General features: G+C 50.3%; 15 protein-coding genes. 2 read left to right on the top strand and 13 right to left on the bottom strand.

Annotation, left to right across the window (positions count from 1 at the left end):
* Positions 1 to 8: 8 nt before the first annotated feature.
* Positions 9 to 677, bottom strand: a complete 669-nt coding sequence (gene ccmB / locus BZG76_RS04600; RefSeq protein WP_077460320.1) for a heme exporter protein CcmB — start codon at positions 675 to 677, stop codon at positions 9 to 11.
* The gene (gene ccmA, locus BZG76_RS04595) at positions 674 to 1,291 is read right to left on the bottom strand and encodes a cytochrome c biogenesis heme-transporting ATPase CcmA (protein WP_077460319.1); all 618 of its coding nucleotides are present in this window, start codon (positions 1,289 to 1,291) and stop codon (positions 674 to 676) included. The genes ccmB and ccmA overlap by 4 nt, the downstream gene beginning before the upstream one ends.
* A gap of 121 nt (positions 1,292 to 1,412) precedes the next feature.
* On the opposite strand from ccmA, the gene BZG76_RS04590 reads away from it, so the two are divergent.
* The gene (locus tag BZG76_RS04590; protein WP_077460318.1) at positions 1,413 to 2,216 is read left to right on the top strand and encodes a hypothetical protein; all 804 of its coding nucleotides are present in this window, start codon (positions 1,413 to 1,415) and stop codon (positions 2,214 to 2,216) included.
* Positions 2,216 to 2,542 (top strand): EscU/YscU/HrcU family type III secretion system export apparatus switch protein, encoded by a 327-nt coding sequence (locus tag BZG76_RS04585; RefSeq protein WP_021023083.1) that lies wholly within the window; start codon positions 2,216 to 2,218, stop codon positions 2,540 to 2,542. The genes BZG76_RS04590 and BZG76_RS04585 overlap by 1 nt, the downstream gene beginning before the upstream one ends.
* Positions 2,543 to 2,545: 3 nt before the next feature.
* On the opposite strand, the gene BZG76_RS04580 is transcribed toward BZG76_RS04585, so the two are convergent.
* The 11 genes from BZG76_RS04580 to flhF are packed head-to-tail and all read right to left on the bottom strand — an operon-like array spanning position 2,546 to position 13,191.
* Positions 2,546 to 2,980, bottom strand: a complete 435-nt coding sequence (locus BZG76_RS04580; RefSeq protein WP_021023082.1) for a DUF2802 domain-containing protein — start codon at positions 2,978 to 2,980, stop codon at positions 2,546 to 2,548.
* Positions 2,980 to 3,468, bottom strand: a complete 489-nt coding sequence (locus BZG76_RS04575) for a chemotaxis protein CheW (RefSeq protein ID WP_021023081.1) — start codon at positions 3,466 to 3,468, stop codon at positions 2,980 to 2,982. Before BZG76_RS04575 ends, BZG76_RS04580 begins: the two co-directional genes overlap by 1 nt.
* Before the next feature lie 34 nt (positions 3,469 to 3,502).
* Positions 3,503 to 4,696: a chemotaxis protein CheW gene (locus BZG76_RS04570; protein ID WP_077460317.1), complete on the bottom strand. Its 1,194-nt coding sequence runs from the start codon at positions 4,694 to 4,696 to the stop codon at positions 3,503 to 3,505.
* Positions 4,683 to 5,465: a ParA family protein gene (locus BZG76_RS04565; protein ID WP_077460316.1), complete on the bottom strand. Its 783-nt coding sequence runs from the start codon at positions 5,463 to 5,465 to the stop codon at positions 4,683 to 4,685. Before BZG76_RS04565 ends, BZG76_RS04570 begins: the two co-directional genes overlap by 14 nt.
* A gap of 10 nt (positions 5,466 to 5,475) precedes the next feature.
* Positions 5,476 to 6,612 carry a protein-glutamate methylesterase/protein-glutamine glutaminase gene (locus BZG76_RS04560; protein WP_021023078.1) on the bottom strand — a complete coding sequence of 379 codons (1,137 nt, stop codon included), beginning with the start codon at positions 6,610 to 6,612 and terminating at the stop codon, positions 5,476 to 5,478.
* Between the two features lie 18 nt (positions 6,613 to 6,630).
* The gene (locus BZG76_RS04555; RefSeq protein ID WP_077460315.1) at positions 6,631 to 8,859 is read right to left on the bottom strand and encodes a chemotaxis protein CheA; all 2,229 of its coding nucleotides are present in this window, start codon (positions 8,857 to 8,859) and stop codon (positions 6,631 to 6,633) included.
* A gap of 9 nt (positions 8,860 to 8,868) precedes the next feature.
* On the bottom strand, positions 8,869 to 9,603 hold the full coding sequence (locus BZG76_RS04550; RefSeq protein WP_021023076.1) for a protein phosphatase CheZ: 735 nt from the start codon (positions 9,601 to 9,603) through the stop codon (positions 8,869 to 8,871).
* Positions 9,604 to 9,634: 31 nt separating this feature from the next.
* A complete protein-coding gene (gene cheY, locus BZG76_RS04545; RefSeq protein WP_037353866.1) occupies positions 9,635 to 10,003 on the bottom strand; it encodes a chemotaxis response regulator CheY in 369 nt (122 codons plus the stop codon).
* Positions 10,004 to 10,054: 51 nt separating this feature from the next.
* A complete protein-coding gene (locus BZG76_RS04540) occupies positions 10,055 to 10,780 on the bottom strand; it encodes an RNA polymerase sigma factor FliA (protein WP_021023074.1) in 726 nt (241 codons plus the stop codon).
* Positions 10,773 to 11,660 carry a MinD/ParA family protein gene (locus BZG76_RS04535; protein WP_021023073.1) on the bottom strand — a complete coding sequence of 296 codons (888 nt, stop codon included), beginning with the start codon at positions 11,658 to 11,660 and terminating at the stop codon, positions 10,773 to 10,775. Before BZG76_RS04535 ends, BZG76_RS04540 begins: the two co-directional genes overlap by 8 nt.
* Positions 11,653 to 13,191: a flagellar biosynthesis protein FlhF gene (gene flhF, locus BZG76_RS04530; RefSeq protein ID WP_077460314.1), complete on the bottom strand. Its 1,539-nt coding sequence runs from the start codon at positions 13,189 to 13,191 to the stop codon at positions 11,653 to 11,655. The genes BZG76_RS04535 and flhF overlap by 8 nt, the downstream gene beginning before the upstream one ends.
* Positions 13,192 to 13,204 lie beyond the last annotated feature (13 nt).

Raw genomic sequence — 13,204 nt, 5'->3', positions numbered from 1 at the left:
ATTAATAATTAATTCACGCTCACACGCAACGCGGCGGCGATAGCAAATGGCGCCAAGGTGACCGATCCCACCAACATGGCGCCAAGAATAGCCAGTTGCCCACTGATGTCTGCCCCTAATGCGGCCATATCAATCGCTGAGGTCGCAAAAATCAGTACAGGGATATAAAGAGGGAGGATCAATAGGCTCAACAAGACGCCGCCTTTACGTAACCCAACGGTTAGCGCCACGCCAATAGCGCCAACAAAACTCAGTGTTGGAGTCCCCAATAACAAGGTTAAGACCACCGCTTGGTAACTAGTGCTATCTAATGACAGCAACAACGCCAGTACCGGGCTCACAAGCAGCAAAGGCAACCCCGTTAACAACCAGTGTGCAATCACTTTGGCGATCACTAACACAGGTAAAGGGACAGGCATCAGCATCATCTGCTCTAATGAGCCGTCCAGATAATCGTCGCGAAAAAGCCGCTCTAAGGATAATAATGCAGAGAGCAAGGCCGCGACCCAGATCACACCAGGAGCAATTTTCTGCAGTAATTGCGGGCCAGGCCCTACCCCTAATGGAAATAAGGTAATCACGATAATGAAAAACCATAATGGATTGAGACTGTCAGCAGGCTGACGGAAGGCCACTTTTAGCTCTCGGCGAATGGTCAACCACATGGCTTGGATCATTGGGCCCCCAAACGAATACGACGCAGCAAAGGGTGGTCGACAAACATATCTTGATGCGTGGTGAACAATACAATGCCACCTTGGTTCACATGCCGCTCGAACACAGCTTCAAGCACATTCACGCCCTGTTTATCAATCGCAGTTAACGGCTCATCGAGAATCCACAATCGACGGTCGGTAAGCCACAAACGCGCCAATGCTACGCGTCGATTTTGACCCGCTGATAGCTGTCCAGCGGGAATATCTTCGCGCCCAGCCAGGCCGACTTTAGCCAAGGCTTGCCAAATCGCATCACTGTCATAGCTGCCATGCATTTGCATCGCATGAGAGAGATTCTCAAAGGCGGTTAGTTCGCGTTTCACCCCGGGGGTATGCCCTAAAAAGAGAAGATTACGATAAAACACGTCGCGCTGTTGGGTAATCGTCTGCTGCTGCCAACAGACCTCTCCGCTATCCGCTAAGCCTAGACCCGCGATAATACGTAATAGCGTGGTTTTGCCTGCCCCGTTTGGTCCCTCAACTTGAACAAGATCACCCGGAGACAGAGAGAATGTCAGCGCATCAAACAACACTCGATCATCACGAACACAGCACAGCTGTTTCACTTCCAACATGACAAATGTTGCATCCTGCTTTGTGTTACAAAAGTGGACGCATAGTATCACAATGGTCAAAATGACTGTTAGTTACCATAGGGTTGCAAAGTGTGACTCGCGTAAATAATTGTGAGAAACCATGAAGATTGGGCCAACGAATCCACAACAATGGGTGGAAAAACCAGCAGCGCTTGCAAGACCAATGACTCGTCAGATAGACAGTCGTGCACTGACGCAGGCGCAATTTACGTTGCTAACCGGTCAGTCCCAGGCCTCTCTCTCCGGAGTGCTGGCTCAGTTACACCTATTGCCCGCGCTGACCGCCACTATCCAGCAACAGCCTGCCGCGACACAAACGCTGATGCAATCGTTACTATCATTGTGGACGTTACCGAGTCGCTCACACGACCTGAACCCGGATAAAATCGCCGAATGGCTGTCACAACGCCCCGCAGATAAATTAATGGCGACGTTACTGCGCCAATGGCTGACACCACAATCTGAAGGCGACGGTATGAAGGGCGTATTGCGATTAATGGCCGAACAGCGGGTCGCTGAATCGGCTCGCCCGGGAGAGTGGCAATGGGTGCTGCCCTTTTCCGACCCCCAGCAACCCCCTATTCGGGTAAACGCGCGTCGATGCGGGGCTCAAGATTCATCGGAGTCGGCACCAAACCTAAGCTGGCAAATTCGACTTTATCTTCCCGTTGGCCGCCAATTTATTCGTGCGGATGTCGACGTCTCAGATGTCGAGAATAAAATAACGCTAACCGCCCCGACACACGCACTCCAGCAGCGAATTTATCAAACGATTGATTGGCTTAATGACCGACTCGCTCAGCAAGCCATTACGATGAAGGTCGATGTTAGTGATAAAGTAGAAACCGTCACACCGAATACAGCCGAAGTGCCACCAGGGGCCGGCATTTCAGTGAGGGTATAATGATGAAAAGTGAGAAAGGTGGCAAAGGTAAGAAAGGTGAAAAACGTGCTATCGCGCTTGGATATGATGGTTATAACGCGCCGACGGTTCAAGCCAAAGCGTCTAACCAACTCGCGCATGAACTCATTGAAGCACTTAATGAACAAGGCTGCCTAATTCACGAAGATGCTCACCTGCTCGCGTGGCTAGAAAAGCTTGAAAAGGGGGATGAAATCCCGCCGATTCTTTACCAAGTGATAGCAGAGTTGATTGCTTATGCGTGGGTGTTGGAAGGAAAAACCCCACCAGGCTGGCACGAGCATAAGCCAATCAATACGCAGGTATAAAGACTAGCGTTGCTGATTGGCCGCTTGACGCTTACGTAAACTCAGTAAAAGCTCAGCCTCGGCTTTAGGGAGATCACATTCTTGCATCAGTTCATCCACATCGGCACCGAGGTCGACCATTTTGCTCGCACGGCTATATAAGCGGCTACCTGAATCGTGCATCTCCAGCTCGACGTGCTTTTCCAGTAGATCGTCGACATTGGCAGATAAATCCGCCAACTTTTTACCCATACCCATACTACCGGCACGCAATTCATTAAACTGCTTAGCAAGACTGTCATGGCGTTGACGCGCACTTTTTAGCACGGTTTCCATCGCCTGCAACTTGTTCTCTAATCGCTCCCGAGCGCGCTTTTCCGCGCCCAAGCGCCACAAAGTGACGATGGCAAACACCACCGTCACCACGACCGGCAACCAAGTAAGCAGCAGCTCAACCATTACAGCATGGCCATTTCATTCCACTCTTCATCGGTCAATAGCTTGTTGAGATCGACCAAGATAAGTAGTTCACCATTACGGTTACTTACGCCTTGAATAAACTTGGCGCTTTCTTCTGTACCGACGCTCGGCGTGGTATCAATTTCTGATGTTTTCAGATATACCACTTCGGCCACGCTGTCGACCATAATACCAATGACTTGGGTTTCTGCTTCAATAACAATCACACGCGTATTGTCTGTGACCTCGGCAGAGGCTAAACCAAAGCGAGAGCGTGTGTCGATCACTGTCACGACGTTACCACGCAGATTAATGATACCCAATACATAGTCAGGGGCGCCAGGGACCGGTGCAATTTCGGTATACCGTAATACCTCACGCACCTGCATTACGTTGATGCCGTAGGTCTCTTCTTCAAGCTGAAAAGTAACCCACTGCAATACTTCGTCATTGACGCCTTCTTTTTGAATTTCAGCTACCTGAGACATTAATTTTCCTCTTTACGCGCTGTGTAACTAGTTATTACGCCATCGCTTTGGCGTCAATCCCCTGATTTAACATAGCAATAAATGCTGGGACATGGATCAAAGCACACATTTTCTCTTTGACCATGCCCGCTAGCCAAGGCCTTTTTCCGGCTTGTTTTCGCCAGCGAATGGCTTTTCCACTGAGAGCTTGTGTGCCTAGGAGTTGATCACACGCCAACCCCCACTTACTGTCCCCCAGTATCACAATATAATTATAGTCGTCCCTGTGCTGATTATCTGCCAGTTTTTCTGGCATCACCCAACGAGCAGTATCAACGACATCAAGCTGTTGCTGCTTCTCTGTCTGCAATCCTAGATACCAATCTGGTCGCCCGATCAAACGATTACAGTCTCCGAGTTGATGAATACCACCTAATTCTGCAAGTGGCACGGCATAGGTAACGCCCATACTCTCAAAAAATAATACCTGAAACTCCGCTTCAGTTTCAGCATTTTCCCACTGTGTGGGAGGAATCTCTTCACCGGCTTGAGTGTCAACCTCGACGTCAACGTCCGCCTGTTGTGCTTGCTCCGTCCTGAACGCCTCATCAACACGCACTTCTTCTTGGTCGGACGTAGATACCGTTGCTTCGGACTCGATGGAGACACCTTCGTCCGTCTCGGTCTCGGTCTCGGTCTCGGTCTCGGTCTCGGTCTCGGTCTCGGTCTCGGTCTCGGTCTCGGTCTCGAATGCAGTCTCTACCTCAGGCACAGACTCGTCTACCGTAATCGCGTCTTTTTCTTGTAGGCCCCAATCAGCCATGGTGTAAGTGTCTACCACTGACTCAGACGCTTCTTCAACCAAGGGTTCTGTTGTTTCAGTCGCAGTGTCTTGGGCGCGTTCAGTCTCCGTTTGCGTTGAGGTTTCCGCTTGCGCGTCGACTTCAGCTTCTTCATCAATTCTAAGCTGAGCTAACAAACGCTCAACTTCTGCCAGATCGCGCTCTGGCTCGGCATACGCAACCGGATCGGGCTTCAGCGGTGCTGCACTAGGTTGTGGCTTGGGCTGCAAGCGCGGCTGTGTCGGATCATTATCCTCGATCAGTGAGGCAGACGACACCCGTGTCACGCCCAAATCGGGTGTGACGGATTGGGAATCGCTTTCCGAGCTGTCACCTAAGTCATCCAGTAGGGCTTCAAAATAGTCATCGAGCGCCTGACCACTGGAGAGGGTGTTATGCTTGTTCATCCTGTTCCAGTCGCTCCAAATAGGTTAATAGCGTTTTGTAAGCAAAGACACCGCGGCAGTTTTTGGCATAGAAAGACGCTGGCATATGTTTGAGGCTCGCATCTCGAAACTTGGTATCAATAGGAACGGCTGACGCCCACACTTGATCACTGTAGCGAATCTTTAACTCTTGCAATGTTTCTAACGAGGCGCGTGTTCGCTTGTCGTACATGGTAGGAATGATGGTGAGATTAAAGTTGGAGCTACGAGATTTTTGCATGATCTGTAACGTCCGCATCATTCGCTCCAGCCCTTTCATGGCCAAAAATTCAGTTTGTACAGGAATTAAAATTCGATGACTCGCCGCTAACGCATTAACCATCATCACACCTAGTATGGGCGGGCAATCAATTAATACATAGTCGTAGTCATCCGAGAGTGCGCTCAACGCCTTCTTTAGTACCAGCCCCATGCCACCACGGTTACCCATGACACGATCCAACGTTGCCAGTGACATATGAGCGGGGATCAAATCTATGTTTTCATACTGGGTCTTTAAAATAATCGGTTTGACCGTGTCTTTATTCACGGTCTGTAATTGGAATAAATCAAACAAACTTGCCGGAAGCTGCTCCGAATCAAAATTCAAATACGTCGATAGTGAGGCGTGCGGGTCGGTGTCCACCAGCAGGACACGTTTCTTACGCTCGCTAATCAATCCTGCTAATGTCACTGTGGTGGTTGTCTTACCAACACCGCCCTTTTGGTTGGCGATACTCCAGACTATCAAGCCCCACTCCTTATTTTAAATTCAACTCAACCAGTATGCGCTCGGCAATCCGGTCAAGTGGCAAGTCTTCCGATGAGATGCCCGCTTTGGCGACCGCTTGCGGCATGCCATAAACAACACAACTGTCTTCATCTTGCGCCCAGATCGTCGATCCCGCATTTTTGAGCATGCGTGCACCTTCTCGACCGTCCGCTCCCATGCCTGTTAGCACCATAGATAGGACTTTATCGCCATAGATTTTTGCCGCCGAGCCAAATGTCACATCCACACAGGGTTTGTAATTCATCCGCTCGCCGCCATCGAGAATTTTTAAACGTGCAGCACCCGGCCGACCATCTACCATCATTTGCATGCCACCAGGCGCAAGATAAGCATGACCCGGTTTGAGCATATCGCCATCTTTTGCCTCGGCCACGGTTACCTTACTCAGGCCATTTAAACGCTGAGCAAATGCGGCGGTAAATGTCGCTGGCATATGCTGAATTAAGATAATGGGCAGTGGAAAGTTCGCTGGCAGTTTAGTCAGTACCTTTTGTAGCGCAACCGGTCCCCCCGTTGAGGTACCAATTGCCATTAATTGATAGCGCTTACCCGAAGCGGCAAATTTTGCCGGCGCTTTTGCTGAAGACGCCGTACCCGCGGTGGGTCTAGACACCGGACGTGCAGGCGCTCGCACCCCACCCGTCGGTGGTACGGTTTGCTCAGAGCCGGAAGCAGGTGACGGACGTGTAGCGCGACGCATGACCGGGCGCTTACGCGCGATCTCAAGCACGCGCTGCTGGAGTAAGTTCGTTGCCTCATCTCGATTACGCGCGATATCCTCAAACTTTTTGGGAAGAAAATCGAGTGCACCTGCTTCGAGTGCATCTAACGTCGCTTTTGCGCCATCGTGTGTTAGCGATGAGAACATCAAGATAGGTGTTGGCGTTTGCGCCATGATTTGGCGCACCGCTGAAATCCCGTCTAACACCGGCATTTCGACATCCATAGTGATCACGTCTGGCTTAAGTTGCGCGGTTTTTTCAACCGCTTCTTTGCCATTCACCGCACTATCAATCACCTCCATTCTTGGATCAGCGTTGATTATTTCACTCACGCGGCGACGGAAGAAACTTGAATCATCTACCACCAATACTTTTACTGCCATGGGCGTCCTTTTCTCTCATTAACCTGCGTAATGTTTCAACAGGTTGGGCACATCCAGAATCAGGGCGATATGACCATCACTGGTGATGGTTGCACCCGCCATACCCGGTGTACCTTGCAGCAATTCATCAAGCGGTTTAATCACCACTTCCTCTTGCCCAAATAGGGTATCTACAACAAAGGCAATACGTTGGTGAGCAATTTGTACAATCACCACATGCCCTTTGGTTTTATCAATCTCCGTTGCACGTTTACACAACCAATCTTGCAAGAAGAAAATCGGGATCGCTTTATCTCGAACAATAAGCGTGAGCTGACCATCAACCGTGTTAGTTCGGGACATATCTAAACTGATGATCTCACTCACGTTGGACAGTGGGAAAGCAAACGGGTTGTCTCCCACACCAACCATGAGGGTTGGAAGAATCGCAAGGGTGAGCGGTACCTTGATTTCCAGCACTGTGCCTCGGCCCAGCTCAGAGTCGATATTGATCGAGCCATTCAGCTTAGTGATGCCCGTTTTAACTACATCCATCCCAACCCCACGGCCGGAAATGTCGGACACTTCTGTTTTGGTCGAAAAGCCTGGGGCAAAAATAAGATTATATGCCTCACTGTTGCTCAAGCGAGCGGCGGCTTCAGCATCCATCACCCCACGGTTAACCGCGATGCTTTTCAGCTTTTCTGCATCCATACCGCCACCATCATCGGCGATGGTCAGCAAGATATGATCCCCTTCCTGGGAGGCTTTTAAGGTAATGGTACCCACACGTGGTTTGCCTGCTTTTTCACGCTCATCAGGCATTTCAATGCCATGGTCAACCGAGTTACGCACCAAGTGGACCATAGGATCCGCCAAGGCTTCGACAAGGTTTTTGTCGAGATCGGTCTCTTCGCCCTGCATTTCCAAGACAATTTCTTTTTTCAAGCTGCGAGAAAGATCGCGGACAACACGAGGGAAACGACCAAAGACCTTTTTGATCGGTTGCATCCGCGTTTTCATCACCGCGCCTTGCAGGTCCGCCGTGACCACATCCAAGTTGGTAACCGCTTTGGCCATGCTCTCATCATTGCTGCTTTGACCCAGGCTGACGAGTCGATTGCGCACTAACACAAGCTCGCCGACCATATTCATAATGCCGTCGAGCGTGGAGGTATTCACCCGAACGGTCTGCTCTTGCTGTGGTGCTGCAGGCGGTTTTTTCTCAGGTGCTTTCTCTACAGCGGCAGGCGCTTTTGCTCCTGCCCCCGCACTTTTAGGTGCTGCTTCTTTGGCGGGTTCTGGCTTGCTCGCTTTTTTAGCCGGCGCAGGATCCGGTTTAGGCTCAGGCTTAGCGTCGACTTTATCTGCATCGGCTTTCGCTTTTTCAGCATCTGCCGCTGGCCCCTTACCTCTACCATGCAAATCATCTAGCAGCTTTTCGAATTCATCATCGTCAATAAAATCATCACCACCCGATGAGGCGGGTTGGCTCGGTGCTGAAGCACTGTTTTTAGCTGCATCATCGCCTGGCTGCGGTGCGGCTGGGCCTTTACCAGAGCCATGCAGATCGTCAAGTAACTTTTCGAATTCATCGTCGGTGATATCACCGCTATCCGCTTCGGTGCTTTCCACCACTTCTGGCTTAGCGGGCGATGATTCATTTGAAGATGTCGGTGCTTTGCCTTCGCCATGAAGCTGATCGAGCAATTTATCGAATTCATCTTCGGTAATTTCATCGACGGAATCACCGCTTATCGCACCTTCGTCTTGTGCCGGTGTCGCATCGTTTTGCGGCTCTGGTTCAGCAGTCGGTGCTGGCTCAGGTTCCGGCTCTGGCTCTGGCTCTGGCTCTGCGGGTACTTCCTCGTCTTCGCTTGCCGGTTTGGCATAACGGTGAAGCGCTTCCAACAGTGTGGGATCTGCGATAACAGGCTCTTCACGATTTTGCACGGCAGAAAATTGGTCATTAACGGTATCCAATGCCTGCAAAATGGTGTCCATCACGTCGGACGTCAACTCACGACCACGATTACGCAAATTATCAAAAACGTTTTCGGCACCATGGCAAGTGTCAACTAAGGCATTGAGGCCAAGAAAGCCTGCCCCACCTTTTACGGTATGGAACCCTCGGAAGATACTGTTCAATAAGTCTGCGTCATCAGGGGCACGCTCCAAATCGACCAATTGCTCAGACATTTGTTCGAGGATTTCCCCCGCTTCAATCAAAAAGTCCTGAAGGATTTCTTCATCCATCTCAAAGCTCATAGCGCACCTCTAAAAACCCAAACTCGATAATAAGTCGTCAACATCATCTTGGTTGTGAACCACGTCATCACGCTCTTCGGGATGAATCACAGGACCCTCAGGGGCTGATTTACTGGTGGTATCATCTGCTTGTGTTGCCGATGCTGCTTCGATTGCAGCGCTATCCATGCCAAACGCAGTCAGTATTTCAACCAGTTGCTGTTCCACTTCCTGCACTAATTCAATAACACGTCGAATTACCTGCCCCGTTAAGTCCTGAAAATCTTGTGCCATTAATATTTCAGTAAGGTGAGCATGCAGTTCTGTTGCCCCCCCCTCAACCTGAGTCAATAGACCCTCAATGCTGTGACACAATGGCTTAAACTCATCCAAAGCAATGTCGCCCCGCATCAAGCTGTTCCAATTAGGCCGTACCGCTTGCAGATTGTCTTGCAAATCACTGGCAATCGGCATGGTACGCTCGACCGCGTCCATGGTTTTGTTTGCCGCTAATTCGGTTTTCTGCATCACATACGTAAGCCGATCGCGAGCATCAGGTATATCGACATTCGCCAAATCACTTACTCTGGGATCCAAGCGAAAGTCAGTAATAGAATCATGTAATTGGCGGGTCAACTTACCCACTTCATTAAACAGCGGGTCACGTGCTTCTTTCGCTATCTCAGTCAGAAGCGTGTTAGCGTTATCTTGCTCTCCACTCTCAAGATACGCGACCAATTGTTTCGCTTGGTCCAGGTTGATCATGACGGTTCCTTTTAACTGTGCGCGTTACTGATTACATGCGCTCGAAGATCTTATCGAGCTTCTCTTTCAACGTTGCGGCAGTAAAAGGTTTTACAATATAACCGTTCACGCCAGCTTGCGCGGCTTCTACAATCTGCTCGCGTTTCGCTTCGGCGGTGATCATCAATATAGGAAGGTGCTTAAGTTCATCGTCTTTGCGGATCTCTTTAAGCAGGTCAATCCCTTGCATGCCCGGCATATTCCAATCGGTCACGACAAAATCAATACCGCCTTTTTTAAGGATTGGCAGCGCGGTTAAGCCGTCATCTGCTTCAACGGTATTGTTGAAACCCAAGTCACGAAGAAGATTCTTTACGATACGGCGCATTGTTGAAAAATCATCAACAACGAGAATTTTCATGTTTTTATCCAAGGTTGCCTCCGGTGAGGTCTCGTTTTATTGTCGAAACAGTTACTCACTATGCCAAGCGGTTAGCTTGGCTCTCAAACGTTGCGTAGCCTGACTTTGAATCTGACAGACCCGGGATTCGCTGACCCCTATCACAGCGCCTATCTCTTTAAGGTTTAATTCCTCATCATAATAGAGAGATAGAACCAGTGCCTCTCTTTCAGGAAGACTTTTGATCGCGCCCGCTAATGCGGCCTTGAAACTATCTTCCGCAACGCCCTGAAAGGGAGTGTTGTCGTTACGGTGACTCTCCGTTGTGAATGCATCTTCAGAGACACCTAGATCATCCATACCGATTAAACGCCCACAGCTTACGTCGTTAAGCGCCTGATGGTATTGATCCAAACTCATATCGAGCTTTTCTGCCACCTCCACATCAGTTGGGTCTCGCCCTAAGGTTTTCTCTAACGATGCAATGCCATCACTGATCGTTCGACTCGCCTTGTGGACAGACCGTGGAACCCAATCACCGCGGCGCATATCATCCAGCATAGCACCGCGAATACGAATACCAGCATAAGTTTCAAAACTTGCGCCCTTTGACGGGTCATAATTTTGCTGCGCCTCAAGAAGACCCACCATGCCAGCTTGGATTAAATCTTCTACTTGAACGCTCGGTGGTAAGCGCCCCATCAAATGATGCGCGATGCGCTTAACCAAACTCGAATAACGCTCAAGTACCGCTTGGCGATCTACCCCTACGCGGCTATACGTGAGCGCTTTATTCACGAACTAACTCTCCTGCGTCATCATTTTTGATCAGCAATCGCTCAACGAAAAACTCCAGATGGCCTCCCGGATTACGTGGTACCGGCCATGTCAGCGCTTTATTTGCGAGCGCATTCATGGCTAATGATGCGGGGGAGCGAGGAAATGCGTCAATGACAACTTTTTGTTTTCTCACGGCTTGCCTCACCCTTTCGTCCACGGGAATACATGCTACTAATTCTAGATTAGCATTGAGAAAACGTTCAGTGACTCGCGTTAATTTTGTGAACAAGTCTCGCCCTTCACGGTAGCTTCTGACCATATTTGCGACAACTTTGAAGCGCGTCACCCCGTGTTCTCGGCTTAATAGTTTAATCAACGCATACGCATCAGTAATCGACGTGGGCTCATCACAGACCACAATGACGACATCTTGTGCCGCGCGCGAGAAGCTCAATACCATATCAGAAATACCCGCCGCCGTATCCACTAAGAGTACATCAACCTCTTCTTCGAGTGTACCAAAAGCACGAATTAAACCAGCATGTTGGGCGGGTGTCAGCTCTGTCATGCCTTGAAGGCCAGACGAAGCGGGGACGATTTTCATACCATGCGGCCCTTCCAGAATAATATCTTTGAGGTCACAGGCACCTTGGAGAACATGCGATAGGTTTTTACCCGCCCGCAATCCAAGTAATACGTCTACATTGGCGAGGCCAAGGTCGGCGTCAAGCACCATCACTTTTTTGCCCTGACGAGCCATGGACGCGGCCATCCCTAACGTAACGTTAGTTTTTCCTACGCCACCTTTCCCCCCGGTTACGGTAATAACCTTGGTACGTGACGGATTGGTTAAACGGCGAAGGCCGCTTGCTTGATCTTGCATGGTTGTCTCAATCATAAAAGTCCGCCCCATTCGACTCTGGGACATCGCTGCTCCAGAAGTGATTGTGCTGATCCGTGCCTGACTCCAACATTTCACTGGCTTTTACCACCAGAAATTGTCCCGTGGCTTGGCGGATATCTTCCGGCACACGTTGCCCATCGGCCAAGTAGGCCACAGGCAAGGCATTTTCGATGGTGACACACAATAATTCACCGAGGCTGAGCGACTCATCTAGCTTGGTCAGTACACATCCCGATAAAGGGATACGGCGAAAGTGTTCGATGGTTTCTTGCAATACACGGCGCTGCGATGTCGCAGGCAACACCAGCAAGCTACGGATATGTGAGCCACTGTTTTGCATCAGGGTATCCAGTTGCTCCGACAACCGAAGATCACGCTGTCCCATTCCAGCGGTATCTAGCAATATCAAGCGTCTATGACGCAGTTGATAGAGGATATCGGCAAGCTCATCCGCATCTTTAGCGACTTTAACGGGACAGCCAAGGATTCGCCCATACGTGGCGAGTTGCTCATGGGCACCGATACGGAAGGTGTCCGTGGTGACTAAGGCAATATCCTCAGGGCCAAATTCCATCGCGGCGCGCGCAGCTAACTTAGCAATGGTGGTCGTTTTCCCCACTCCTGTAGGACCAAGCAAGGCAATCACGCCCCCGGTTTCTAGCATGTTCTCATCAACCGTAATCACTTGATCAGCCACCAAATCTAACAGCGCTTGCCACGCCTCATTCGGCGGCGTTTCTTCTGGGATATAACACGCCAGTTGATCGGCCAGTTCAGAGGATAGCCCCATCCGCTCTAAGCGTTTGATTAGCATCGCTCTTAATGGCTCTCGACGTTCCACCTCTTGCCACATCAACCCCGATAACTGGTGTTCAAGTAAGCTTCGAATCGAGGCCATTTCTTGACGCATGGCATCAATTTCTTTATCCGAGGCTTGCGATTGCCGTCCTTCAAACCGGGACGGATCGAGCTGCGGTTTAGCGGGCGATGAACGGGGCGCTGGTGATGCATCTTGCCAACCTGAGCGACCATTGCTCTTTAACTGGCGACGAGGCTCATAGCCACGACCCAGTGCCGACTGACGCGCGTCAGTTGGAGGTTGGGAGCGCGAACCGTGACCTGATTGCTTTTGCTGACGCTGTAGCAAGGCAGTGAGCGAGTCAGCTTCGGTTTCGGGTTCAGTTGGCTGTGATTGTTCCCGATACTCATCAAGCATCGCAGAAAAGCGAGGCGGTCGCTTGCTTTGCCCATTTTGACGCGCGTGGCTTTGCTGACGCTGGCGCAATTGAACTTGATCATCAGCCAATTGCCGATGTGCCTGTGAATAGGCGTTTGCCGACTGCTGCTGCGCCTTAGGAGCAGGCTTATCCGTCATCGGCTCAGTGTCTGCATCCACAGCCGCGACAATCTCTACGCCACCTGTCACTTTTTTGTTAGACATGATAACGGCATCCGCGCCCAGCTCTTCTTTCACTTGGCTCAGCGCAGCTCTCATATCTTTTGCAAAAAAACGTTTTATTTTCAAAGCACGGCCCTAC

The organism is Salinivibrio sp. AR647 (assembly GCF_001995415.1).
In the GTDB taxonomy this organism is placed as follows: Bacteria; Pseudomonadota; Gammaproteobacteria; order Enterobacterales; family Vibrionaceae; genus Salinivibrio; species Salinivibrio costicola.
Note: the sequence above shows the minus strand (reverse complement) of the source record. Positions and strands in the feature narration are given on the sequence as shown.

Excerpts from the sequence above, each read along its gene's own strand:
- ccmB (WP_077460320.1), bottom strand. The coding sequence starts at position 677 with ATGATCCAAGCCATGTGGTTGACCATTCGCCGAGAGCTAAAAGTGGCC.
- ccmA (WP_077460319.1), bottom strand. The coding sequence starts at position 1,291 with ATGTTGGAAGTGAAACAGCTGTGCTGTGTTCGTGATGATCGAGTGTTG.
- BZG76_RS04590 (WP_077460318.1), top strand. The coding sequence starts at position 1,413 with ATGAAGATTGGGCCAACGAATCCACAACAATGGGTGGAAAAACCAGCA.
- BZG76_RS04585 (WP_021023083.1), top strand. The coding sequence starts at position 2,216 with ATGATGAAAAGTGAGAAAGGTGGCAAAGGTAAGAAAGGTGAAAAACGT.
- BZG76_RS04580 (WP_021023082.1), bottom strand. The coding sequence starts at position 2,980 with ATGGTTGAGCTGCTGCTTACTTGGTTGCCGGTCGTGGTGACGGTGGTG.
- BZG76_RS04575 (WP_021023081.1), bottom strand. The coding sequence starts at position 3,468 with ATGTCTCAGGTAGCTGAAATTCAAAAAGAAGGCGTCAATGACGAAGTA.
- BZG76_RS04570 (WP_077460317.1), bottom strand. The coding sequence starts at position 4,696 with ATGAACAAGCATAACACCCTCTCCAGTGGTCAGGCGCTCGATGACTAT.
- BZG76_RS04560 (WP_021023078.1), bottom strand. The coding sequence starts at position 6,612 with ATGGCAGTAAAAGTATTGGTGGTAGATGATTCAAGTTTCTTCCGTCGC.
- BZG76_RS04555 (WP_077460315.1), bottom strand. The coding sequence starts at position 8,859 with ATGAGCTTTGAGATGGATGAAGAAATCCTTCAGGACTTTTTGATTGAA.
- BZG76_RS04550 (WP_021023076.1), bottom strand. The coding sequence starts at position 9,603 with ATGATCAACCTGGACCAAGCGAAACAATTGGTCGCGTATCTTGAGAGT.
- cheY (WP_037353866.1), bottom strand. The coding sequence starts at position 10,003 with ATGAAAATTCTCGTTGTTGATGATTTTTCAACAATGCGCCGTATCGTA.
- BZG76_RS04535 (WP_021023073.1), bottom strand. The coding sequence starts at position 11,660 with ATGATTGAGACAACCATGCAAGATCAAGCAAGCGGCCTTCGCCGTTTA.